Here is a 23,905-nt window from a genome sequence, read left to right as displayed (position 1 = left end):
ACAATTTATACACGTAGCACCGAATTCTATGCTGATGGGACAATCGGGACTGGAAATCCACCGGACCCAGTCGTCAGTCATCAGTGCGATGCAATCACTTATTGAAAGTGCCGATGAGAGTCTCACGATTGCGCTCCCGAAATCGGCCCTCTCTGCGTTTATGCCGCAACTCAGCGCCGCTATCGAGCGGGATGTACTGGTATTGTTACTTGTCCACGGCGATGAGACAGCATCGACGCCCGCATATGAGGACATCGCGACGGCGGTCCGGACAATCGAGAGCGGCATTACCCCGCTGCTTGTGACCGCCGATATGCAGCGCGGGCTCACTGGGCATTCCGGACTGCTGACTGACTCGATGGCAGAGCATCAGGCGACTACATTCGACAACGAGAACCTCGCACATGACGAGTTCACGATGTTTCTCGGCAGTCACTGGCTGATGGGAACGGAATGCTACGTCGCCGACATGTGTGCGTTCCCGCGGACGTTCTCCGCGTTTCAATTTGCAGTACTCATGGCGGCACTGGCGCTACGGGAAGGGACGCCGATCACTGCTCGCGCTCGGGTCCTTTCGACGACGGACCGAACTGAGACAACGATATCAGGACCCGTAATAAATGCCCGGCAGAGTCTCGTCTATCCCGCATCGAGCAAGAACCCGGCGGAACGGTCGCTCACCATCGACGCCGATTCAGGACCGGTCACTGTCGGCGGGGCCGGTGCGACAAAGGAAGCCTACGAATGTCTCGAAATCACGCTCGACAGGCTTGACGATCATTAACGCAACGAAAATCGACCCTCAACTGCGGAAAATCAGCGCTGGTGTGTCGCCCGTCCCTATTGGAAGGTGCGGCTGGCCGTGCTCTCTTCGGTGACGCCGGGTTCGGCCCGGTCGAAGCGCTGTTCGATCTCGTCGTAGCGCTCGCGGGTCTCCTCGGTGACGCTGGGGCCGACCTCCTCAAGCGCGTGCTCGAAGTGGTCCATTGTCACGCGGACGTTGCTGACGCTGTCACCGATTTCCTCGGGGTCCACGCTGTTGATGAACTCCCGGGTCGCGGCCATCGACGCTTCGCGGGCGACCGCTTCGATGTCCGCGCCGACGTAGCCGTCCGTGCGGCGGGCCAGTTCGTCGAGGTCGACGCCGTCGGCCAGGGGCTTGTTCCGGGTGTGGACCTGGAAGATGGCGCGCCGGGCGTCCTCGTCGGGGACGGGCACGTGGACGTGCCGGTCCAGCCGACCGGGGCGCAGGAGCGCGTCGTCGATGAGGTCCGGGCGGTTCGTGGTCGCGACGACCACGACGTTCTCCATGTCCTCGATGCCGTCCAGTTCCGTCAGCAGCTGGGAGACGACGCGTTCGCCGACGCCGGAGTCGGTCGTGCCGCCGCCCCGTTCGCTGGCGATGGAGTCGATTTCGTCGAAGAACACCACGGTTGGGGCGTTCTCGCGGGCCTTGCTGAACACTTCGCGGACGCCCTTCTCGGACTCGCCGACGAACTTGTTCAGCAGCTCCGGCCCCTTCACGGAGATGAAGTTCGACTGGGCCTCGTTGGCGACTGCCTTCGCGAGGAGGGTCTTCCCGGTGCCGGGCGGGCCGTACATCAGCACGCCCTTGGCGGCTTCCAGATCCATCGACTCGAACACGTCTTCGTACTCGAGCGGCCACTGGATAGTCTCCCGGAGTCGTTCCTTGGTGTCTTCGAGGCCGCCGACGGAGTCCCAGGTGACATCAGGGACTTCGACGAAGACCTCCCGGAGCGCGGAGGGCTCGATGCCCTTCATCGCCTCGCGGAAGTCCTCGTCCTCAATCTCTAGACGTTCGAGCACCTCGGCGTCAATCTCGTCGGATTCGAGGTCGAGTTCCGGGCGGATGCGCCGGAGGGCGTTCATCGCACTCTCTTTGGTGAGGGAGGCGAGGTCAGCGCCGACGAAGCCGTGGGTGTTCTCGGCGTAGTTTTCGATGTTGATTTCCTCGGAGAGGGGCATCCCGCGGGTGTGGACCTGCAGGATTTCCTTGCGGCCCTCCTTGTCCGGGACGCCGATTTCGATTTCGCGGTCGAAGCGGCCGCCGCGGCGCAGCGCCGGGTCGATAGCGTCGACGCGGTTCGTCGCGCCGATAACGATGACCTGTCCGCGCTCTTCGAGCCCGTCCATCAGCGAGAGTAGCTGGGCGACCACGCGGCGTTCCACGTCGCCCTGGGTCTCGCCGCGCTTGGGCGCGATGGAGTCGATTTCGTCGATGAAGACGATGGCGGGGGAGTTCTCGGAGGCCTCGTCGAACACCTCGCGGAGCTGCTCCTCACTCTCGCCGTAGTACTTCGACATGATCTCCGGGCCGGAGATGGTGGTGAAGTACGCGTCAATTTCGTTGGCGACGGCCTTAGCCATCAGCGTCTTCCCGGTACCGGGCGGGCCGTGCAAGAGGACGCCCTTCGGCGGCTCGATGCCGAGCTGCTGGAACAGCTCGGGGTGGCGCATCGGCAGCTCGATCATCTCCCGGACCTGTTCGAGCTCGCGGTCGAGACCGCCGATGTCCTCGTAGGTCACGTCGGGCGTGTCGCTCGCTTCGGGCGCGCCCTCGCCGCTGTGGACCTGCTCGGCGGGCATCTCGCTGACCTGGATGTCCGTGGAGTCGGTCACGACGACCGTGCCGGAGGGTTCGGTCTCCGCGATTTTCAGGGGAATCTTCTGTCCGGACATCGAGGAGAGCGGGCCGAGGCCGAAGCTCACCGGGACGGTCTGGCCCTGCGTGACGGCCTGCCCGCTGAGGTTGTTGCGAATCATCGGCCCGACGTTGCCCCGGACCCGGAGGTTCTGGGGTAGCGCGACGGTGACCGAGGTCGCGGGGTTGACATCGGCTTTCTCGATGTTTACGTGGTCGTCAATACCGACGTTGGCTTCCTGCCGGAGCTGCCCGTCGATACGGACGATGCCCTTCGCCTCGTCCTCGGGGTAGCCGGGCCAGACGCGGGCGACCGCGCGGCTGTCCTGTTTCCCCTCGAGAACGATGTAATCGCCGTTCTCGAGGTCGAGTTCGTCCATCGCGGCGCGGTCGATAGCCGCGAGGCCTCGGCCGGCGTCTTTCTGTTTGAGTGGTTTGACAGTAAGTCTCATCAGTTATCTCCCTCGCGCTCTGACAGTTCGATAGTGAGAACCCCGTGGTTCATAAACGCTCGTGCGTCGTCACCAGGGAGTTCCTGTTCGTACTGGTGGCCGTCAGCGACGACGATGACGGTCCCGTCGACCACATCGACACTCGCGTCGGCATCGGGTCCCACGTCCGCCGCGAGCACGACGCTGTCGTCGTACTCGAATCGGCGGAGGGGCGTCTCGTCGAACAACTGCTGTTCCGAAGTCATGCTAACTCAAAGTAAGCGAGATTAGTATATAAACCTATCGCTGAAATGCGCTGTACTGCGGGAAAATACTGGAAGTTGATTGAATGCGGTTCACACTGTATCTGGGCGCGCCAATCTTTTATCCACACCGCTTCCGAACGGTACCGCATGGAACGGGTCAGTCACCACGGGCGAGTCACGGCGTACAGACAGACACAGCCTGCTGGGGGAGGACCGACAGCGCTGTATGTCCACGGTAGCGGCGCGACACACCGAGTGTGGGGTCGCCAGTACGCCCCGTCCGGGCCAACCCACCCCGCTGTCGCGCTTGACATGTCAGGTCACGGAGAGTCGGACGATATCGACACCGCGGCCGGGACCACGACACTCGACGCCTACGCGGACGACGTAGTCGCTGTGGGGCGGGAGACAGACGCGGACGTGCTGGTCGGGAACTCGCTTGGCGGTGCCATTGCACAGTGGGTCGCGCTGGAGCGAGACTGGGCGCCCGAAGCGATTGTGTTGCTTGGGACCGGCCCCGAACTTCCGGTGTTCGAAGGGCTGCAAGAATGGCTTGCGGACGACTGGGACCGTGCTGTCGAGTTCCTGCACGAACGGGACCGCCTGTTCCACGACATCGATCACGCGGCCGTGTCGCGCTCACGCGAGCAGATGGAGGCAGTCGGGCAGGCAGTGACCCGCCGCGACTTCATGACCTGTCATGGCTTCGACGTGCGGGACCGACTGGGCGAGATTGATGTGCCCGTGCTGGCTGTCTGTGGCGAACACGACAAACTGACCCCACGAGCGTATCACGAGACGCTGGCCAGCGAGATCCCCGACGGCGAGGTGTCGTTCGTTCCCGACGCTGCCCACCTGGCGATGGTCGAACGAGCCGAGGTCTTCAACGACACTCTGACGGAGTTCATCGAGGAGGCGGTCTGAGCGGAGTGCGACCGGCGAGGGTTACTCGCCGGGGTAAACCCACGGACCGAGCGCGAAAAACAGCAGCGCGATGGCGAGCATCGCCCGTGGTCCGGCCCGGAACAGTGCCGCCGGCGCAACGACGGCGACCGCCTGCACGACACCCATCGGGATGGCGTGTTTTGGTCCCGGCTTCGGGTAGTCAAAGGGCGCGATCATCGCAAGCGAGAGCGCGAGCGCGCCGATACTCAACACGAGCGGGTTCGTGATACCGCTCAGATACGCCGTCGCGATGATGATACTCCCGAGCGTGTTCGGCATACCCGGCCGCTGGTCGGGAGAATCAAAGTACGTCGAGTAGAACGCCGTCCTGACGATGGAACAGACAACGTACGCGGAGGCGAGCAATGCGAGACCGACGAACACGGCCGGATGTGCGACCTCGATACCGCCGTAGGCGTCTGTCAACAGCACGTACAGAAAGAGACTCGGTGTCGCACCGAACGAAACCACGTCGGTCACCGAGTCGAGCAGCGGGCCGACCGCCGAACTGTCGCCGTTCCGGGCGACGATGCCGTCGATTGCGTCAGCGATGACCGCCAGCAGAATGAGGCGAGCGGCCAGATGCGGGTCGGTAAAGGCGATGGCTCCGGCGACGAACCCGACGACGGCGTTAAACAACGTCACCGTGTCGGCGACACTGAGTCGTCGGCGTACCTCGAAGCCCATGGTTCTCCGGTTGGCCACGGCGTATATGAAGGACTCGAAAGCGAACGCGCCTCGGTGCCGACCGACGCTCTATCACTCGTCCGAGAGGTCGTGGCCGAAGCGGAGACGAGCGGCGGTGGCGAGCGTCCCGACAACGAGGATGACCAGCTCCCAGCCGCTCCGGGCGATGGGGAACACGCGGTCGACGGCCTCGGGTTCCGGCTGTCCCGGGTTGGGGTCGATGCCGGTGCTCATCTGGACCTCGCTGGAGTTGCCCATCGACTGTGTGGTCGACCCACCGCTGCCCCCCGTGCCGGTGCCGCCGGGCGTCTGAGCGCGCGGTTCGGGCAGTTCGACGAACGTCTGGACGATGCCGCGCTGGCTCGACAGTTCTAGGTGACCGCTGAGTTGATAGAACTGGTCGTACAGCGGCCAGAAGAGGTTTGCACCGCCCGTAATCAGGTCTAGCAGTACGTGCCCGACCACATATACCACGACACAGAACCAACTGACCCGAACACCGTAAGCCCCCCAGCGGCTCCTGATATACGATTTGTCACGCACGTACAGGTCGACTCCGATAAGGAGCGCCAGCACCGCCGGGATAACGAGGTTCGTCGTCGCGGCCCGGTGGCCGGCCTGCCAGTAGAGCCCGATAAACGCGTCAACGTCGGGGAACGTGACGACGAGTATCGACAGTAGCAGCGACCGCTTATCGAATGCAGCGCCAAGCAGCGTTGCAGCGAGTAACCCCACGAAGGCGTAGTGAACCACCAGCGAAGGCATATACATTTCAACACCACCACAGAAATGAGCGTTGTGGTGGGCTCTATCAGAATACGAAACTACCCCACTTGATTAATATGGCCACAGTAAATACATTGTCAGTGGGGACGTGGTGGGGTGGAACGGCACCCATTAACAATTCTGTCGGCAGAGACGACATATCGAGTCACAACAGCGAAAACGACAATTGCTCAGTCCGCCGTTACGTCTTGCTGTGTCGTGGCCGCCGCCCCCTTCATCGGGGCGACGAGCTTGTAGAGCCCGTACAGAGCCAGGACCAGGATGCCGGCCAAGACCAGCCCGGTCCGGAGCGTCGGATCGACCATCGGAGTCGCGATGACCTCGCCCGCCTCGTTCGTCAGCGGTGCCGCGCTGTAGGGCTTACCCGCCAGTATCTCCACGATGCCGAGGACGACGACGCCCAGCAGCATCAGACCGCCGCTGAGTGCCATCGCCGCTTTGTCGATGACGGTGGTGTGTTGTTGCATTGGTGGTCACCTCCTTAACCGAGCAGGTACCTCAGTTTCGGGTTTCGTTTGACCAGTTTGGTCCTCTCGATGATCGCGTCAAGGCCGTAGTAGCGACCAGTCGCCAGCACGATCATCGTCATGAACAGCAGCAGACCCATGAAGTCGCTGTTGACCAGCCCGTGGCCGAAGCTCGCGTTGCCGATCCAGAACAGGGCCATGAAGAAGACCCCGAACACGGAGGCGAGCCTGACCAGCGCGCCGACCATCAGTCCGAGCCCAATGAGCGTCTCGCCCAGCGGGACCATCGCCTGAATGAACCAGCCTAGGTGTTCGCCCATCAGCACGGGGATCGGACCGAGTGCCGTGCCAGTCATCTGCTTGAGATACGTCGGCCCGTAGGTGTAGGCCAGCCCGTTCTCGATGAGCTTTGTCACGCCTGCGTGGAAGAACCACCAGCCGGTCACGACACGCAGGAACGCTAGCCAGTACGCGGTCCACGCCCCGCCGAGCTCGAACTCGAACTCGTCTGCCAAGGGGTTCGCCGCTTGATAGGACATCTGTGTCACCTCACATGTGGAATTCCGAACTACGGTGGCATATAAGGGAACGGGAGTTCTCACAGAGTGAAAACCCATCTCAGCGGCTGAGAAGGAATATATCACCGGGTTAGCCTGTCACCTCCTGTTCGGCCTCGGGTTTTTGTTGCTTCGGCGGAGTGCCAGTCGCTTACGGGCCACCGTGAGGTTCAAACCCTCCATGCGATTACGCTATGACACCAATGGTACTCGAACTGACGGGCGAACACACCACGGCGCGGGTGATGGTCGACGACGAATCGCTCGTCGAGAGCGGGTGTCGAGAGCAGATCGAGACGCTCATCGACCACCCGGCGTTCACCGAACCGGTGCGGATCATGCCGGACACGCACTGGGGAGCCGGCGCACCTATCGGATTCACCATGCCGCTGGGCGACCGTGTCGTCCCGAACATCGTCGGCGTCGATGTCGGCTGTGGAATGGCCGCGACAAACCTCGGACCGGACCTCCCGCTGGAAGACGCCGAGCGCGAGCGACGCGTCCGCGAGGCGGTCCCGATGGGGCGAAACGTTCACGACTACGACGACGCCGTCCACCTCGTCGAGGAGTTCCCGTTCGAGCGGGCTAACCGCGTCTTCGAGCAGTTCGACGCAGCCTACGCGGAGCGGTTCGGCGAACACATCGACCCTGTGGAGTTCGACTTCGACGGCTACGACGAGGAGTACTTCGAGTCGCTGTGTGACCGCGTGCTGGCAGACCAGCGCCAGGGCATGGGGTATATCATCAAGAGCGCGGGGACGCTGGGCGGCGGGAATCACTTTATCGAGTTCGGACAGGCACGCGAATCGGGCGACTACTGGCTGGTCATCCACAGTGGCTCCCGCTACCTCGGCAAGTCCGTCGCCGAATACTGGCAGTCGACGGCGACGGACCGCCGGACCATCGGCGAGATCCGCGAGCAGATTCCCGAGGAGTACGTCGAGTACCTGAAGTTCGACCCGGACACCGTCGAATCCCGGGACCTCTACGCCTGGGTCACCGGCGGCATGGGCGAGTCATACATCCGGAAAGAGCGGCTACGCCGGGAACTCGACGGCTCCGAGATCGAAGACGCCTTCGACGCGCTGGGACAGGTGCAGGACGCCATCCACAGCAGCGACGACGAGGACCGCAACACGGACCTCGATTGGCTCGAAGGCCGTGAGGCCCACGGCTACCTCGTCGATATGCTGTTCGCCCAGCAATATGCCCGCTGGAACCGCGACCTGATGAGCGACGCCGTCTGTGACGCGCTGGGTATCGACCCCGTCGACCGCTTTCAGTCGATTCACAACTACATCGACTTCCGCGACCTCACCATCCGCAAGGGGGCGACCCCGGCCCGCGACGGCCAGCGGCTGCTGGTCCCGTTCAACATGGCCGACGGGTCGATTATCGCACGAGGGAAGGGTAACGACGAGTACCACCAGACAGCACCACACGGCGCGGGTCGCGTGATGAGCCGTCGGCAGGCCCACAGCGAGGTCGACATGGACGAGTTCGCCGCGGCGATGGACGGCATCTACTCGGAGTCCGTCATCGAAGGCGTCCGGGACGAAGCGCCGATGGCGTACAAGGACGCCGACGCGATTCTCTCGGCCATCCAACCGACTGCCGAGGTGGTCGAGTACGTTGACGCTGTCCACAACCTGAAGGCGACAGAGTAAGCCAACCTGTTAGGTTGGCAGAAAGTGATTTGGACGCGAAGGCCGTTGGTCCTGTATGACCATTCTCGTTGCAATCGCCAACGATTCAGTCTCCCCGGCAGTCATCGATACGGCGGTTCGACTCGCAGACGGACTTGGTGAGGAACTGTACGTCGTCCACCTCGTCGACGAAGACACCGCCGACGGCACGGCCATGCAACTCCGGGACGAGATGCGGGACCGATTCCGCGACACCAATGTCGTGGCAACGGTCGCTATCGAACACGTCGGTCGGTCTGCAATGCGTTCGGGCACGCGGGTCGGCAACGAACTACTCGAACTCGCGGCTGACGTGGATGTGCAACATATCGTCATGGGCCACGAGCCGAAAGGTCTAGCCGGTAAAATCCGCGACGGCGACGCGGCGGTTTCGGTCATCGACGCCGCCGACGTGCCAGTCACGGTCGTCCCGGAGAGTCCGTCCGACATCTGAACGCTGTAGGCGTCGTCAAAGTCCAAGTTCTCGGCCGAGTACCATCCGCTGTATCTCGCTTGTGCCCTCACCGATTTCCATGAGCTTCGCGTCCCGGTAGAACCGCTGCGGGGCGAAGTCTGTCGTGTAGCCGTAGCCGCCAAGCACCTGGACGGCGTCTTCGGCGACCTCGCGACAGATTTCGCTGGCGTCGAGTTTCGCAAGCGACGAGAGTCGCGTTACGTCTTCTCCCTGGTCGTACATCGTCGCAGCCTTGTGAGTCAGCAGCCGAGCACGCTCTATTTTGCGGTCCATCTCGACGATTTTGTCCCGGACGGCGTCGAACTTCGAGATGGGACGGTCGAACTGTTCGCGTTCGGTGGCGTAGGATTTCGCGGCCTCGAAGGCCCCCTGTGCGAGTCCCGTCGAGAGCGCAGCAATAGAGATGCGGCCGCCGTTGAGGGTCTGCAGCGTCTGTTCCCAGCCGGCTCCTTCCTCGCCGAGCAGTCGGTCCGCAGGAATCCGGCAGTCGTCGAACTGGAGTTCACAGGTCGGCGAGGCGTTCAGCCCCATCTTGTCCCACTCGGTCGTCACCGCCCAGCCGTCGTCCTCGGGCGCGACGATGAACGTCGAGATGCCGTCGTAGCCCGCTCCGGGGTCTGTGACGGCCTTGACGAGCACCGAGCCGGCGACGGAGGCGTTCGTGATGAACTGCTTGGTGCCGTTGATGACGTACTCGTCGCCGTCTCGCTTGGCCGTCGTGTCCATGTCGCTGGCGTCGCTCCCGCTTCCCGGTTCCGTCAGCGCCCAGCCGCCGAGCTGTTCGCCGGTGGCGAGCGGTGTAAGCCAGCGCTCCTTCTGTGTGGCTGTGCCGAACAGCTCTATCGGCTTACTCCCGAGCGACGTGTGAGCCACGTACGAGAGTCCGATACTCCCAGAGACGCGTCCGAGTTCCTCGGCGACCAGCGCGTACATCAGCGTATCGCCGCCGAGCCCGCCCCACTCCTCGCTGATCGGCACACCCATCACGTCCAGTTGGCCGAGTTCCTCGAATATCTCGGCCGGGAAGCGGTGCTCGTCCTCGATGTCTTGTGCTATCGGTTGAATCTCATTCTCACAGAACTCGCGGACTGAATCCCGTATCATCCGGTGTTCGCCGGGAACGTCGAACTCCATACCGAAGCTATGTTTTGTGTTACTAAATAGCACACGCCGACAGACACAAGCCATTTGCCCGTCCACGGCGTTTCCTAGAGGGAATGGCGTTCCGGCGATTCCTCCGCGGGACGGTCCCCTGGGAGCAACTCGAAGGCGTGGTGCAGGCGGTAATCGAACGGTACGACGAGCCCGCGGCCCACGTGACGTTTCTGGAGGCCGATAACTGGCTCTCGACGCCGCTTGTCGTCAACGACCAGTGGTTCGTGAAGGTCATCACGGGGCAGAACTCGCTGGTTCACACGCTGTTGACCGCCGGCCGCAACATCGGCGCGTTTTCGTCCGGCACAGAGGGCTTTTTCGAGCACTTCGGGACGCCCTACGAGATGGCGGAACACGAGCTGGCGGCGACCCAGCGGATGCGGGAAATCGGCGTCAACGCTCCCGAGCCAATCGAGGCATTCGAATACGATGGAATGGGCGTGCTGGTACTTGAATACATCCCCGACTTCGAGCCGCTGGACGACCTCCCGGCCGAAACCGTCGAGCGACACAGTCCGACGGTGTTTGACTTCCTCCACCGGATGCACGAGGACGGCCTGGCACACGGCGACTTCCGCTGTGAGAACGTACTCGTGGCCCACGACGACCTGTACTTCATCGACGCCACGAGCGTCCGTGAAGCGGCGATCAGTGACGCCCGGGCCTATGATCTCGCGTGTGCGCTGGGCGCACTGGAGCCGCTCATCGGTGCACCGACCGCAGTCGCCGCCGCCGCACGTCACTACGATACGTCTGAGTTGCTGGCCGCGGAGGAGTTCCTCGATTTCGTCAACATCCGCCCGGACCACGACTTCGCCGCCGCAGAAATCCGTGGAGCCGTAGAGAAACGCGCGTAGGCTGACCGGAACGGCCTCAGTCTGCGGGGGGTGCCCCGACGGCTCGACTTCTGGCAACAACGCCGATACCGACGAGCACGACGGCCCCACCGACGACGGTCGACGGCCCGGGAGTCTCTGCGAGCAACAGCAGTGCCAGCAGCGCGCTCGCGACCGGCTCGCCGAGCAGCGAGACACTGACCATGCTTGATTCGACGTGTGCTAGCGCCCAGTTGAGGACGGTGTGGCCGAACACGCCGGGGCCGACAGCCATCGCGAGAAACAGCGCCCACTCCCGTGGTGGGTAGCCGGTCACGGGGTGGCCCGACGCGACGACGAAAACGAGGAGCGATACAGCCGCGACGCTGTAGACGACGGTCACGTACGGGACAAGGGGGAACCGCTGGCGGAGCGAGCGCCCGGCGAGGACATAGCCGGCGGCCATAACGCCACCGACGAGAGCCAAGGCGTTGCCGTACAGTGGCCGCGTGCCGACCGCTCCGCCGCCGAGCAGTTCGCCGATTGACATCACGACGATGCCACCGATAGCGACCAGAATGCCTGCCGTCGTGCCACGCGTGACGCGCTCGTCCAGCAGCGCCCACGCGCCGACGGCGACGAACAGCGGCTGACACTGGACCAGTGTGACCGACGCCGCGACGCTGGTCCACGCCAGACTCTCGAACCACGCGGCGAAGTGCACTGCGAGCGCGACGCCGGTCGCCGCCGCCGCCAGTACGTCCCGTCGAGCGAGCCGCCCGAACGCCGACCGGTGCCGCCCCAGCGCCAGCGGGGCTAGCAGTGCGGTCGTCAACAGAACACGGTAGAACGCCGCCACCGACGCCGCGGCATCGCTCCACCGGACGAGAATCGCGCTCGTACTGACCGCGAGAACGGCGACGACCAGCCCGATTCGCGGGTCGATTCGCGGCTCGGTCACGCCCATCCTGCTCCGTTGTGGCACGGAGACAGCACAGCCACATCTGGTATTGCGACGACACGTCTACTCATCCCGCGATAGTATCCGGCACGGGACTAAAGAAACACCGGATACCATAGTCGGGTCCGTGACGTGTTGGTTACCCTTCGAGCAGTTCCTTCGTCTGCTGATGGCGATACCGGAACATCGGCTCCATCCCGAGACAGCCAAAGGGGCCAAGCGCCCGGCCGAGCGGTCCGCCGGGCAGTTCGAACTCGACGTGGTCGTGGACGAGCGTCTCCCTGTCGCTCAGCGCCCGGAACGTGTGCGTGTGCTCCCAGTGGGGAAACGGTCCCTCCGCCATCACGTCGCGGAACATCGCCTCGTCGTCGCCTTCCTCCCGGGCGACGATGTTCGACACCCAGCGCTGGCGCGGCGGCACGCCGAAGGGCTTGATCGAGGAGACGACGACCGACCCAGCGGTCAGTTCTTCAGGGTCGGGCTCGCCATCCGGTCCCCGCTCCTCCTCGATGCGGATGTTCATCCAGTCGGGAGTCAGCGCGACCAGCCCATCGCCTGTCGCGTGGAATTTCCAGACTTCTGACAGCGGGGCTTCGACGCGAACCTGGCGCTCGTAAATGTCCATACACACAGTAGGGGAAGCGCCGGCAAAACACCCGCGATAGCCGCGACTGAGTCCGGGACGCGGTCAGGGCCAGATGCCGCCTTCCTCGGCCGCAGCGACGACACGCTGGATTGCGACGACGTACATCGCCGTCCGGAAGTTCGGCGCGCCGGTCTGCTCGTATGTCTCGACGAGGTCGTCAAACGCGTTCGTAATGATGGTCTCCAGTTCGTTGTTCACACGCTCTTCGGACCAGTAGAACCGCTGGCGATTCTGGACCCACTCGAAGTACGACACCGTGACGCCACCGGCGTTGGCGAGGATGTCTGGGAACACGGCCACGTCACGCTCGGTGAGGACGTCGTCCGCGTTCGGCGTCAGCGGGCCATTTGCCGCCTCCACGACGATGTCAGCCTGTACATCCTGCGCGAGGTCGCCGTCGATGGCGTTTTCGAGCGCCGCCGGAACGAGCAGGTCCACATCCATCGTCAGCAACTCCTCGTTCGTCAGCTCCTCCCTCGCGCCCTCGTAGCTGGCCAGCGACCCGGTCTCGCTCTTGAACGCCTTCGCGTCGCGGGCGTCGAGCCCGTCAGGGTTGTAGACGGCTCCGGAGGAGTCTGATACTGCGACGATGTTCGCGCCAAGGTCCTCGATGAGTTTTGCAGCCACGGAGCCAGCGTTTCCGTAGCCCTGCACGGCCACCGTCGCGTCCTCGATGTCCTTGCCGAGGTAGTCAAAGGCCTCCCGCGCGGTGAGCATCACCGAGCGACCGGTCGCCTCGACACGGCCCGCACTGCCGCCCGATTCCGGAGCCTTGCCGGTGATGACGCCGGGTTCGGTGGTGTTTTCCAGCGTCTCGTACGTGTCTTTGATCCAGTTCATCTCGCGCTGGCCGGTGTTGACATCGGGTGCGGGGATGTCCTGGTCCTCGCCGATAATCGGGCGGAGTTCCTTCGCGAACGACCGCGTTATCCGCTCGATTTCACTGGCTGAGTACTGTCGCGGGTCGATCTCGATGCCGCCTTTCCCGCCGCCGTAGGGAATGTTCACAGCAGCACACTTGTACACCATCCAGCCAGACAGTGCCTTGACCTCGTCGCGTGTGACCTGCGGGTGATAGCGGATGCCACCCTTGTACGGCCCTCTGTCACCGTTGAATTGTGATCGGTAGGCACGAAACACCTCGACGGAGCCGTCATCCATCTCCACGGAAAGGTTTGCCTCCAGCACTCGCTCGGGGTGTTTCAGCCGTTCAAGCACGTCAGTCGAATATTCGAGATAGTCCGACGCGTCGTCGATCTGCTCCTGTAAACTCTCAAACGGGTTCACCTCAGGCGACATACGGGTTATGTCTCAGACTGTGGGGAAAAGGGTACCGCCGTCCATGGGATTTTCCAGACAGAAATTACGCACAACGGAACTAATAGCCAAACGGAATGTCCGCGCCTGAGTCGCCTACAGCGACCCAATGCGTGCGGGCTGTTGGGTCGGTGAGCGAACGAAAGCTGAGTACAGTATACCCCCGAGGTAGCTACAGACTAATCAGGAGGGCCGCGTTAATCACGACCGCCGCCACCCACGGGAGCGCCAGCCCGAGCGGCACGACGACGCCGCGCTGATCGCTCAGCAGACGGCGGGTCACCCCCGCCAGCCCGAGAACGCCGACTTTCGTCACGCCGAGGACGGCGATCCCGAACGTCTCTATCGCAGCCCGCATCACGGGGTTGCCTTCGTGTAGGCCGTGCTGAAGGCCAACGTGTGTCAGCCACACGTCGACGATAAGCGTCACGGCGACAACAAGCCATAGTTCTCGCTCGACGGCTGCAAGCTCGTCGAGCAGGGCGCTACACCACCCGTCGATGGTCCCTATCGGGACCGTTCGGTCCGTTGTGAACACGTCACCCTCCGCAACCACGCCCCCATGTGGTCTGTTATGTTATTGTCATCCGGTATATTAAATACACACTGTTTACTATTGAAACCGAACTGGTAGGGACTGTATACTCCCTGGAAACGCGATGCCAGCGGGGCGACTGTCAACGACGGGTTCGGTACCCCGATATAGATTGCAGATAGTCCCCACACGCGATTATCACCTCTCATAATGGTGGCGCACCATTGATATCGGGTGCCGGGCTACCCATGTACTATGAGTGCCACCAGTGACCCTCGCGAGACAGCGCTGTCGACCGGGCGTCGTCGCTGGTGGCTTCCGCTGCTCGTTGCCCTTCTGTTGCTCACGCTGCTCGGTACTGTTGCTTCTGGCACCGCTGCGGCTGACGACACCGAGTCGCCGGAGTGGGGCAATGCGACGCGGGGCAACGCTACGACTATCGAGGTAACCCTGTTCGACGACGGCGGGTCGTTAGACACGAGTACGATTCAGGCAGCGGATTTCGAGCTAACTGCGGGCCGAGTAGAAAACGTCTCGGTCACATCAATCGACGCTTCCGGAACAAACAGGACGGGGGTGCGCGTCTCCCTCCTGTTGGAAAAAAAGGTCGACACAGACAACGTCACCGTCAGTCTCCGTGACGCCGCCAGCATCACCGACGAAGCGGGGAACGAGCTTCCGCACAAGTCAGTCACCGTCAGCGGGATGGACTCCGTCGTGCCGAAGTATCAGTCGTTCGAGGTAAGCCGCGTCAATAGCTCCACCGCCCGTATCTCTGTCGGCATTCACGAACCGATACAACAGCTTCGAGTCTCCGTCGGTGGCCCGTCGATAGACACACTCAACATCTCGGGATTCACCGAACGCACCGGTAACGTGAACACGTACACGCGGACGTACACGTTCCCCGAAGAAGGCGAGTACTCGTTGCTGCTGATGTCGGTGACCGACGAGAACGGAAACGAGAACTCTTTTGGACGACAGCAGACGTTCCTCTATGACGACTCCGCGCCGAACGTCAGTGTCGCTGGGCCGGAGAACGCAACTGTCGGCGAGTCAGTGACCTTCTCCGCAGCGGAGACGACAGACAATCAGGGCGTCGATTCGGTCCGGTGGCAAGTCGGGAGTGATACCATCCTCACCGGCGAGAATATCACCGTAGCCTTCGCCTCACCCGGCAGTCACGAGGTAACCGTGACAGTCGCTGACCCGCTCGGGAACACGGATAGTGTGACCAGAGTCGTGTCCGTCGTTGGGAACGGGTCCGCCGGGAACGTAACTGTGCGACAGCCGAACGCGACTACGGCGAACGTCTCGGTGAACGGGTCCGGCCAGACACAGCAAATTCGGTCTCCGGAGGGGCCACTCGTCACCGGTGAGAACGGAACGCTGGAACGGCTTGCCGCGTCGTTCCCGGGTAACGAATCCGCCACACTCACCGTCCGCTCCCGCCAGCCCACGCCAGCGTTCGTGACTGCCACCGGTCACACTGGCGTCAGCCGGTTCGATATCGACCACGGGTCCGTTCCGGCTGAGGGCGCGACGTTCACGTTTACTGTTGACCGTGACACACTGGCGGCAGTCGGTGCGGAACCCGAGGCTGTGACGCTGTTCCGGAAGGACGGCGGGTGGACGCCCTTAGCGACTGCTATTGCCGGCCGGAGCGAGTCACACATCGTCTACCGGGCTGACTCTCCGGGACTTTCGACGTTCGTCGTCGGAGTCGAACGGACGGCAGCGACAGACGTGGATGCGGAGGCGGCGACAACCAACTCGGAAACGTCGACGGCCGAACCCGAGACGACCGAGACACAGACAGAAGAACCCGGACAGCCGGATATCCTGGTCACGAACGCCACGGCAGTTCCATCGGAACTCGGCCCCGGCGAGCGAACCGTCATCGCCGTCGAGCTTGAAAACCGGGGGACTGCGAGCGGCGACCACAACGTGATCGTCGCGCTCAACACCTCGATACTGACAACGCGGACAGTCACGGTCCCCGCCGGCGAGACGCGAACGACGGAGTTTGCCCGCTCGATGCCGGACAACACCACTGGAAACTTGACTGTCGACGGGCAACGTGTCGGGAACGTAACGGCTGACAGCGGTGGCCTCCCGATTCCAGCGCTCCCGTCGGTCGGGATTCCGAACCCGCTCTCGCTGTGGCCCGACGGCATCGTCGGAACCGTTCTCGGCGGGCTACTGGGCGTTGCTATCGGACTGTACAGCGTTCTGAAAGCGCTGGCGATATACCTCGGCTACTGACTGACAGGGCGTCAGTCGATATTCGCTTCGAGCCGGTCGATCAGGTCGTCGTTTCCGAGATACAGCGGCGTCCGCTCGTGTAGCTCGTCGGGTTCGATTTCGAGCAGTGACTGGTCGCCGTCGGAAGACCGCCCGCCGGCCGACTCAAGGATGTAGGCCATCGGGTGGCCCTCGAACTGGACTCGAAGTTTCCCCTCGGGGCGTGACTCCAGTGCGGGATACGAGAAGATGCCGCCGTAGGTGAGCACCTGATTGATATCCGCGACCATCGCCCCGCCGTAGCGGAGTTTCAGTTCGTGGCGGATGTCCTCGGCGTAGGATTCAAATTCGTCGGTCCAGGCGTCGACGCCGCCGCCGAACCCGAAGACCGTGGGGTCCTCCGGAACCGTCACGTCGTCGTCGACGACCCGCTTGTCGCCGTCTTCGAGGATGTACTCGCGGACGCTGCCGTCCCGAGCGACGACCATCGAGGTGATGGGGCCGTAGATGACGAACCCGGCGGCGAGCAGATTGGTGCCGACCGTCGGCGGCTGCTCGCTGTAGACGCCGAAGATCGTCCCCATCCCGCTGTTGGGTTCGAGGTTGCTCGACCCGTCGAGGGGGTCCATCGCGACGTGGAGGCGACCGTCTGTCGTTTTCACGTCCGCGCGTTCTTCGCTGGCGTAAGAGGCGACGCCGTCGATGCCCAGCACCCGCTGCTCGAACAGTTCGTCGGCGCGCAGGTCAGCCGCGAGCTGGTCGTCGCCGGTGGGGTTGACGGAGTTGCTCTGGCCACGGTAGTCGGCAACAGCGCGGCGGACGTCCGGTGTCGTCGCGGCGATGGTGTCGATGACTTCCGTGACAGTCTGCTCGGCTTCGGTGGTCGAGATGTCGAGTGACTTACTCATTTGTCAGATGTAGGGGCAGAGACTGGCCATCCGGTGACCAGTCGAATTTTTCTCCGAGCCTGCTGCCCGCAGGGTCTCTCATCACAAGTTCGTTCTCTGGCACATCATAAGTATCTTTTTGCTGACATTTACTACATTTCGAGTGAATATTCCGCCGCGAAGCAGTGCTTGCCGCTAAGTCTGTGACTGATTCCCTCGGTAGATTTCCGGTCTCGTGATGAGGTGATACCGTCGGCAGACTTACACGACCGCCGGCCGAAGGCGCGGGTATGCATCTCGAAACAGTCGACACCGTCGGCGTCGTCGGCGCTGGAACGATGGGTAACGGCATCGCTCAGGTCGCCGCGACGGCCGGCTACGATGTCGTCATGCGCGATGTGACAGAAGAACTAGTCGCCGCCGGGTTCGAGGAGATTCAGTCGAGCTTTGAGACACTCGTTGCGCGCGATACAGTGACAGAACAGGAGGCGGAGGCGGCGACAGCCCGCATCACCGGCACCACTGAGATGGACGTCCTCGCGGACGCCGACCTCGTCGTCGAGGCTGTCACGGAAGATATGGACATCAAGCAGTCTGTGTTCGAGGACCTCGACGAGATCTGCGGACCGGACACGGTGCTTGCCAGCAACACGAGTACGCTCTCGATTACGACCATCGCCAGCGCCACCGACCGGCCCGAACAGGTCCTTGGACTACACTTCATGAACCCCGTCCCGGTGATGAAAGGCGTCGAACTCGTCGTCGGCGAGCACACCAGCGACGAGACGGTGACGCTCGGTCGGGAGTTCGCTCACGACATCGGCAAGGAGACCTGGGAAGCTGACGACAAGCCCGGCTTCGTCGTCAACCGCGTGTTGATGCCCTGGATAAACGAGGGCATCCGGGCCTACGACGAGGGGGTCGCCGATAAGGCAGACATCGACCGCGGGCTGACGCTGGGGACGAATGTTCCGATGGGGCCGCTCGAACTGGCCGACCACATCGGCCTCGACGTGGTCCTCGACGCCTCTGAAACGCTGTACGAGGAGCTGGGTGACCGCTACAAGCCAGCCTACCTGCTCAAACGCAAAGTCGCGGCCGGCGACCTCGGGAAAAAGTCCGGCAGGGGCTTCTACGACTACGACTGACAGACCCGCGGTGACAAATACCGACAGAGTACAATACCCGGCAACGGGCCGCGCGTTGGCCAACAGTAAAGACCCAACCAGCGTTAGAATCTATCATGGACTTTAGCCCCACACAGGAACAACGCCAGATACAGGACATGGTCGCGGACTTCGTCGACGAGGAAGTCAAGCCGCGGGCAGCGGAGATTGACGAAACCGATGAGTTCCCGTGGGACCTCGTCGACGAAATGGCCGACCTCGGCCTGATGGGGATGCCGATTCCGGAGGCATACGGCGGGGCCGAACTGGACTACCACAGCTACGCCATGGCCCTCGAAGAGATCTCGCGGGGGAGCGGCGGACTGGGCACAATCGTCGCCGCACACATCTCGCTGGCCTGCAATATGATCTACGAGTTCGGGAACGAGGCCCAGAAAGAGACCTACCTCACGCCGCTGGCAGCGGGCGAGGAAATCGGCGCGTTCGCCCTGTCCGAAGCGGGTGCGGGCAGTGACGTGCCGGCGATGGACACCACCGCCGAACCGGTCGACGGCGGTGACGCCTATCTGGTCAACGGCGGCAAACTCTGGATTTCCAACGGCTCCGTTGCCGACACCGTGGTCCTGTTCGCAAAGACCGACCCCGAGGCCGGCAACAAGGGCATCTCCTCGTTCATCGTTCGCCCCGAGGAGGACGACGGCTTCATCGTCGAAGGGACCGAGCACAAACTCGGCGACAAGGGCTGTCCGACCGCCGAACTGCGGTTCGACGACATGCGAATCCCCGCCGACCGCCGACTCGGCGAGGAGGGCCGTGGGTTCGTCCACGCGCTCAAGACGCTCAACGGCGGGCGCATCACCATCGCGGCCCGCGGCGTCGGCATCGCACAGGCTGCGCTGGACGAGGCGTTGAAATACGCCCAGGACCGTGAACAGTTCGACCAGCCGATCAGCGACTTCCAGGCTATCCAGCACAAGCTCGCAGACATGGACACGAAGACGCAAGCGGCCCGCCTGTTGATGCACCAGGCGGCTGATAAGAAGATGGCCGGCGAGTCGTTCGTCAAGGAGGCCGCCCAAGCCAAACTGTACGCCTCAGAGGTGTCCCGGGAAGTGGCCAACGAGGGCATTCAGGTCCACGGCGGCTACGGCTACACGAAGGACTTCCCGGCCGAGCGGTTCTACCGCGACGCCAAACTCAACGAGATCTACGAGGGGACCAGCGAGGTCCTCCGCAATACCATTGCCAGCGAACTTCTCGATTAGGGAATCGAGAGGAGTCCTTCGACGACGACCGCGCGCGTGAAGTAGAACGATTTTCCGTTCGCACGATACCGATTCGCGCTGATGGTTCCCAGCGCGAGGAGTACCGCCACGCCGACCGTTGCGGCGAGCATCCCGACGACTGCTGACGGCTGGATAGCTGTGCGTGCGAAGACGTACGTTGCGATGCTGGCGAGTGCCGCAAACGGGAGGGCGTCCAGACCTGCCAGGAAGAGCGAGCGGGACAGGGACATATCCGTGTTCTATGGGACCGCTCACAAAAGGATACCCCATCGATCAGTGCCGGCGTAGCGAAAGTCGTCGGGAGCCGACGAGCAGCGGCATCAACTGTCCTCGCCGAGCGCCGCCTGCATCCATTCGAACTGGTCCCGAAGCCGCCGCTCGCCGGCGTCGGTCAGCGAGTACTTGTCGGCGATGCCGTCCTCGCGGTGGTCGACGAACCCGGCCGACTCCAGCGCTTCGAGCGCGCCGTAGAAGCTCTTGGGTTCGATTCGCGTGTCGTAGCGGCGTTCGAGCCGCGTCTTCAGCCGTTGGCCGGAGAGTTCCCCGTCCGCTGCGGCGGCCAGCAGGACACACATGTCGCGCCGGCGGCCGCTCTGGAGCCACTTCGCCATGGGTGTCCCTGGCGGCCCGCTCGCTTCGCGTTTGCGGTTTCGAACCGCCAGGTTCGCATACCTCCACGCCATAGGACCGGCGATGACCGACTCCGAACTCCCCGTCGAGGCGTCGGCCGACGGCATCACGGCCACATATCGAGAGACAGACGAGGAACGGCTGTTGACCTTCGAAAGCGACTCCGGGAGCGCCGCGGTCGCACAGAATATCGAGGGGTACGCGATGCTGAAGGTCCGGCCGACCGCCGACGGCGACGAACTGGAGCGGTACTACGGCTTCGACATGGCGCTCGACCACGCGGCGGAACTGCTCGGCGTGTCGCCGAACGCGCTGCCGATTCCCGACCCGGCCGCCGACATGGGAATGTAGCCGCGGGCTACGGCGACTGCCCGTATTACTTGTAACCTGACAGTGTGAAATAATGCACGCGTCGACTATTCAGTTTGCTCACTGGTAAGTAGGTGATTACGAATCGACTCGTGAGGGACCGTCATCGGAACCATTCGGTACACATCCCGCAAAAATAGCAGTATTTGTGATATGTCCGTCAGAATAGAGGTATGTGTCGGACAGGTATCACAAGATTACTCCAGAAACATCATACAAATATTATAAACTTGCTTTAATAATCACTGCTACTCCTCACTCGCATGGTCGATTTCACTCGACGGCAGGTACTTTCACAATCGGTGGCTGCTGCACTTGGGGCCAGCGTCATCGGCGTGGCAAGCGGGGAAGAGGTCGAAGAAACAGACACACCGGGCGCTCCGAGCGTCGCCGGGAGTCTCAAGCGATTCTCGACGACAGCGTTTGGCGCGGAGGTGACCGGGCCGTTCGTCTTCGAAGACGGCTCGCTCCTCTACAGCCTCCAGCACCCGGAAGGGGAGAATCCCGAACCGTTCGGACGAGCCGCAGTGGGCTATTTCAGCGGCTTCCAGTTCGAGTTCGACGGGAGCAACGACGACTTCCCGGAAGTGGGGATTCCGGACACCGAGGAGAAACAGCGACAGGTCCGGTCCGCGGCCGGCGACTACGAAATCCTCGTCCAGGGCCGCGAACCTATCAACGGCGGCGAGGCGCGCCTCGGCGTGGTCCAGACGCCCGACGGGACAGACATCACACAGGAGAACTTCGCGGGCACACAGTACGGCGGCGCGGCGACGAACCCCGACTGCAATCAGTTCGTCCCGAGCAACGACGAGGGGACCGAGGGGTATCTGTTCACCAACTGGGAGAACAGCCCCGGATGCGTCTCGCGGGTCCCGCTCAGCCAGGACGAGAACGGCGAGTGGAGCGCGGACACCGAGAACGCGATGAACCTCACGAACACTGAATCACTCCGCGAACACGGCGGGACGCGGATCAACTGTTACGGTGACCTCAGTCCGTGGGGGACGATGATTTCCGCCGAGGAGAACTACGCACATCCCCGCGTCAGTCTGACGGCGACGGTGAGCGACATCGTCGAGGCTGGGACAGGCGAAGGACTCATTGGCGGGTGTCAGTTCTGGAACCGGCCGAACCCAAGTGAGATTTCCGGCGCAATCGAGTCCTACGCCGAGAGCGGCGACCTCGACGAGAACTTCTATGCACAGGGCTCATGGGCGCTCACCGGCGTCGAGTTCCTCGCGTACTACCTCGGGGCGGAGCGCGACGACCAGGGCGACGGCGAGAACCTCGCGACGACGCTGCTTGACGACGTGTACCCGAACCCGTACCGGTACGGGTACTTCGTCGACTTCCGCGAGCCGACCGCCGACGAACCCGAGGCGGTCAAGTACTACGTGATGGGGCGGGCTTCGTGGGAGGCACCCGACATCGAAGGCGACCAGCGGACCGTCTACGGCTGTTCCGACGGCGACAGCAAGGGCATCTACAAGTTCGTCGCCGACGAGCCGATTCCGGAGTACGACGACCCGATGGATGTCGCCGGAACGCTGTACGCCCCCAAGATTACCAACGACGCGGCCAACGCCGCAGAGGCCGGCCAGCGGAACTCCCCCGCACAGACCCCGCTGGAAATCGAATGGATCGAACTCGGCCACGCCACCAACGCCGAGGTCGAGTCCTGGGTCAGCGAGTACGACAACGTGACCCAGGCCGACTACCTCAGCGCCCACGCTGACTGGGAGGACGGCGACGAGGTCACCGCGGAGACGATCAAGCAGGCCGACCTCGCAGTCATCGAGAACGGGAACCAGAACTACATTTCGAACGAGGAAATCATCGAGTGGGCCGAGCAGTACGAGGCAAATGGGCCTGACGGCGTCGACGAAGAACTCCGGCGCGTCCCGTTCCTGGAGACCCGCGCGGCCGCCAAGGAAATCGGCGCGTCAATCGAGTTCAACAAGGCCGAGGGCGTCGACAGCGTCGACGACTCCCAGCCCGGCGATTTCATCTACTTCGGCATCTCGGAGTTTAACGACGCGCTCGCGGACGACGAGGGCGACATCCAGCTTGACCGCGTCGACGGCGGCGTCGTCTACCGCGGTGTGCTGGAATCGGACTACAACGTCTCGACGCTCGAACCGGTCATCACCGGTCCCGACTTCACCGACTCTCCGGAAGACGCGAACGACGCGCTCCGGAATATCGACAACGTCTACACAATGCGGGACGGTCGCGTGCTCTGCTGTGAGGACGGCTTTGGCGGCCCCGCTCGCTCGTACCCGAACGACGGCCTCTACGTCTACCAGCCCAACGTCGTCGTCAGCGCCAACTCCGCCGCGGTCGGCAGCGGGTCGACAGGCACCGTCTCGCTGACTGCCTCGTCGCTCCCTGCTGGCTTCTCCGGCGCTCGGCTGACCGTCAGCGTCTCGAACCCCGAAATCGCGTCTATCACCGGCGTCTCATTCCCCGACGCACTCGGACTCACCGAGAGTTCCATCAGCGACGACGGCTCGTCGGCGACAATCCGGGTTGCCGACGTCAACACGAACGTCCAGTCAGGCGCGATGGACGTGGAACTCGCGACGCTCGACGTCCGCGCCAACGGCGGCGGCACGACAGACCTGACTGTCTCTATCGAGCAGATGGACGACGAGAGCGGCAACGCCATCGAGGCAGAAGCTCGGAACGGTATCGTCGTGGGCGGCCCGCAGACGGTCGTCGGCGACGCCGCGCCGACTGATCCGGACGGCGACGGGCATTTCGAGGACCTCAACGGCAACGGCCGCCTCGACTACGAGGACGTGCAGGTGCTGTTCTCGAACATGGACTCCGACAGCGTCCAGCTGAACACCGGCGCGTACGACTTCAACGAGAACGGCAAACTCGACTTCGCGGACGTGACGGCGCTCTACGAAGAGGTCAACTAACGGCCGCAACCGAGATTCCCCCATCTTTCGATACAGCAACAC

Annotated in this window: 24 protein-coding genes; 10 read left to right on the top strand and 14 right to left on the bottom strand. The window is 63.0% G+C overall.

The genetic code is table 11. The features are described from left to right. Window positions 1-31 precede the first annotated feature (31 nt). Entirely contained in the window at window positions 32-784 is a 753-nt protein-coding gene (locus tag DVK00_RS14990) for a TrmB family transcriptional regulator sugar-binding domain-containing protein (RefSeq protein ID WP_121537646.1), read from the top strand. A gap of 56 nt (window positions 785-840) precedes the next feature. Here DVK00_RS14990 and DVK00_RS14985 read toward each other — a convergent pair whose 3' ends face one another. Both DVK00_RS14985 and DVK00_RS14980 read right to left on the bottom strand, forming a co-directional pair. Continuing rightward, window positions 841-3,114, bottom strand: a complete 2,274-nt coding sequence (locus DVK00_RS14985) for a CDC48 family AAA ATPase (RefSeq protein WP_121577950.1) — start codon at window positions 3,112-3,114, stop codon at window positions 841-843. Further along, window positions 3,114-3,359: a hypothetical protein gene (locus DVK00_RS14980; protein WP_101349998.1), complete on the bottom strand. Its 246-nt coding sequence runs from the start codon at window positions 3,357-3,359 to the stop codon at window positions 3,114-3,116. The genes DVK00_RS14985 and DVK00_RS14980 overlap by 1 nt, the downstream gene beginning before the upstream one ends. A gap of 147 nt (window positions 3,360-3,506) precedes the next feature. Between DVK00_RS14980 and DVK00_RS14975 the strand changes: the two genes are divergently transcribed. Further along, window positions 3,507-4,283, top strand: a complete 777-nt coding sequence (locus tag DVK00_RS14975) for an alpha/beta fold hydrolase (protein WP_101349997.1) — start codon at window positions 3,507-3,509, stop codon at window positions 4,281-4,283. A 21-nt stretch (window positions 4,284-4,304) separates the two neighbouring features. Here the strand turns inward: DVK00_RS14975 and DVK00_RS14970 are convergent, their stop codons facing one another. From DVK00_RS14970 to DVK00_RS14955, 4 genes are all read right to left on the bottom strand, one after another. Next, on the bottom strand, window positions 4,305-4,991 hold the full coding sequence (locus tag DVK00_RS14970; RefSeq protein ID WP_121577949.1) for a protein sorting system archaetidylserine synthase: 687 nt from the start codon (window positions 4,989-4,991) through the stop codon (window positions 4,305-4,307). Window positions 4,992-5,063: 72 nt separating this feature from the next. Further along, entirely contained in the window at window positions 5,064-5,756 is a 693-nt protein-coding gene (locus DVK00_RS14965) for a metal-dependent hydrolase (protein WP_121512490.1), read from the bottom strand. A gap of 191 nt (window positions 5,757-5,947) precedes the next feature. After that, window positions 5,948-6,244 carry a hypothetical protein gene (locus DVK00_RS14960; RefSeq protein ID WP_101349995.1) on the bottom strand — a complete coding sequence of 99 codons (297 nt, stop codon included), beginning with the start codon at window positions 6,242-6,244 and terminating at the stop codon, window positions 5,948-5,950. A gap of 14 nt (window positions 6,245-6,258) precedes the next feature. Continuing rightward, on the bottom strand, window positions 6,259-6,783 hold the full coding sequence (locus DVK00_RS14955; protein WP_101351431.1) for a DoxX family membrane protein: 525 nt from the start codon (window positions 6,781-6,783) through the stop codon (window positions 6,259-6,261). Window positions 6,784-7,004: 221 nt separating this feature from the next. On the opposite strand from DVK00_RS14955, the gene DVK00_RS14950 reads away from it, so the two are divergent. Together DVK00_RS14950 and DVK00_RS14945 are read left to right on the top strand one after the other, a co-directional pair. After that, entirely contained in the window at window positions 7,005-8,468 is a 1,464-nt protein-coding gene (locus DVK00_RS14950; protein WP_101349994.1) for an RtcB family protein, read from the top strand. Between the two features lie 55 nt (window positions 8,469-8,523). After that, complete coding sequence (locus DVK00_RS14945) at window positions 8,524-8,940, top strand: universal stress protein (RefSeq protein WP_101349993.1); 417 nt, start codon at window positions 8,524-8,526, stop codon at window positions 8,938-8,940. A 15-nt stretch (window positions 8,941-8,955) separates the two neighbouring features. On the opposite strand, the gene DVK00_RS14940 is transcribed toward DVK00_RS14945, so the two are convergent. Then, entirely contained in the window at window positions 8,956-10,095 is a 1,140-nt protein-coding gene (locus DVK00_RS14940) for an acyl-CoA dehydrogenase family protein (RefSeq protein ID WP_101349992.1), read from the bottom strand. Window positions 10,096-10,178: 83 nt separating this feature from the next. Between DVK00_RS14940 and DVK00_RS14935 the strand changes: the two genes are divergently transcribed. After that, window positions 10,179-10,973, top strand: a complete 795-nt coding sequence (locus tag DVK00_RS14935; protein ID WP_101349991.1) for an RIO1 family regulatory kinase/ATPase — start codon at window positions 10,179-10,181, stop codon at window positions 10,971-10,973. Between the two features lie 16 nt (window positions 10,974-10,989). Here the strand turns inward: DVK00_RS14935 and DVK00_RS14930 are convergent, their stop codons facing one another. The 4 genes from DVK00_RS14930 to DVK00_RS14915 all read right to left on the bottom strand — a co-directional run bounded on the left by DVK00_RS14930 (window position 10,990) and on the right by DVK00_RS14915 (window position 14,411). Further along, window positions 10,990-11,898 carry a DMT family transporter gene (locus DVK00_RS14930; RefSeq protein ID WP_101349990.1) on the bottom strand — a complete coding sequence of 303 codons (909 nt, stop codon included), beginning with the start codon at window positions 11,896-11,898 and terminating at the stop codon, window positions 10,990-10,992. A gap of 133 nt (window positions 11,899-12,031) precedes the next feature. Beyond that, window positions 12,032-12,517 carry an SRPBCC family protein gene (locus DVK00_RS14925; RefSeq protein ID WP_101349989.1) on the bottom strand — a complete coding sequence of 162 codons (486 nt, stop codon included), beginning with the start codon at window positions 12,515-12,517 and terminating at the stop codon, window positions 12,032-12,034. A gap of 63 nt (window positions 12,518-12,580) precedes the next feature. Next, window positions 12,581-13,837, bottom strand: coding sequence for a Glu/Leu/Phe/Val dehydrogenase (locus DVK00_RS14920; protein WP_101349988.1), 1,257 nt, complete (start codon window positions 13,835-13,837; stop codon window positions 12,581-12,583). A 190-nt stretch (window positions 13,838-14,027) separates the two neighbouring features. Next, on the bottom strand, window positions 14,028-14,411 hold the full coding sequence (locus DVK00_RS14915; RefSeq protein ID WP_101349987.1) for a DUF5658 family protein: 384 nt from the start codon (window positions 14,409-14,411) through the stop codon (window positions 14,028-14,030). Window positions 14,412-14,645: 234 nt separating this feature from the next. Between DVK00_RS14915 and DVK00_RS14910 the strand changes: the two genes are divergently transcribed. Continuing rightward, window positions 14,646-16,655: a PKD domain-containing protein gene (locus DVK00_RS14910; protein ID WP_121577948.1), complete on the top strand. Its 2,010-nt coding sequence runs from the start codon at window positions 14,646-14,648 to the stop codon at window positions 16,653-16,655. Between the two features lie 11 nt (window positions 16,656-16,666). Here DVK00_RS14910 and DVK00_RS14905 read toward each other — a convergent pair whose 3' ends face one another. Beyond that, window positions 16,667-17,542 carry a class 1 fructose-bisphosphatase gene (locus DVK00_RS14905; protein ID WP_101349985.1) on the bottom strand — a complete coding sequence of 292 codons (876 nt, stop codon included), beginning with the start codon at window positions 17,540-17,542 and terminating at the stop codon, window positions 16,667-16,669. A 269-nt stretch (window positions 17,543-17,811) separates the two neighbouring features. Here DVK00_RS14905 and DVK00_RS14900 point away from each other — a divergent pair, with 269 nt between their 5' ends. Both DVK00_RS14900 and DVK00_RS14895 read left to right on the top strand, forming a co-directional pair. Next, entirely contained in the window at window positions 17,812-18,669 is an 858-nt protein-coding gene (locus DVK00_RS14900; protein ID WP_101349984.1) for a 3-hydroxyacyl-CoA dehydrogenase family protein, read from the top strand. 95 nt (window positions 18,670-18,764) lie between these two features. Continuing rightward, window positions 18,765-19,913, top strand: coding sequence for an acyl-CoA dehydrogenase (locus DVK00_RS14895; RefSeq protein ID WP_101349983.1), 1,149 nt, complete (start codon window positions 18,765-18,767; stop codon window positions 19,911-19,913). Here the strand turns inward: DVK00_RS14895 and DVK00_RS14890 are convergent. Beyond that, on the bottom strand, window positions 19,910-20,164 hold the full coding sequence (locus tag DVK00_RS14890; protein ID WP_101349982.1) for a hypothetical protein: 255 nt from the start codon (window positions 20,162-20,164) through the stop codon (window positions 19,910-19,912). The genes DVK00_RS14895 and DVK00_RS14890 overlap by 4 nt on opposite strands. Window positions 20,165-20,254: 90 nt before the next feature. After that, on the bottom strand, window positions 20,255-20,545 hold the full coding sequence (locus tag DVK00_RS14885) for a PadR family transcriptional regulator (RefSeq protein WP_121537588.1): 291 nt from the start codon (window positions 20,543-20,545) through the stop codon (window positions 20,255-20,257). A gap of 82 nt (window positions 20,546-20,627) precedes the next feature. On the opposite strand from DVK00_RS14885, the gene DVK00_RS14880 reads away from it, so the two are divergent. After that, window positions 20,628-20,915, top strand: a complete 288-nt coding sequence (locus DVK00_RS14880) for a hypothetical protein (protein ID WP_101349980.1) — start codon at window positions 20,628-20,630, stop codon at window positions 20,913-20,915. A gap of 281 nt (window positions 20,916-21,196) precedes the next feature. Next, window positions 21,197-23,863 (top strand): alkaline phosphatase PhoX, encoded by a 2,667-nt coding sequence (locus tag DVK00_RS14875; RefSeq protein WP_121577947.1) that lies wholly within the window; start codon window positions 21,197-21,199, stop codon window positions 23,861-23,863. The last annotated feature ends 42 nt before the right edge of the window (window positions 23,864-23,905 follow it).

The sequence above is a fragment of the Haloarcula sp. Atlit-47R genome, assembly GCF_003665985.1.
GTDB classification, from domain to species: domain Archaea; phylum Halobacteriota; class Halobacteria; order Halobacteriales; family Haloarculaceae; genus Haloarcula; species Haloarcula taiwanensis.
Note: the sequence above shows the minus strand (reverse complement) of the source record. Positions and strands in the feature narration are given on the sequence as shown.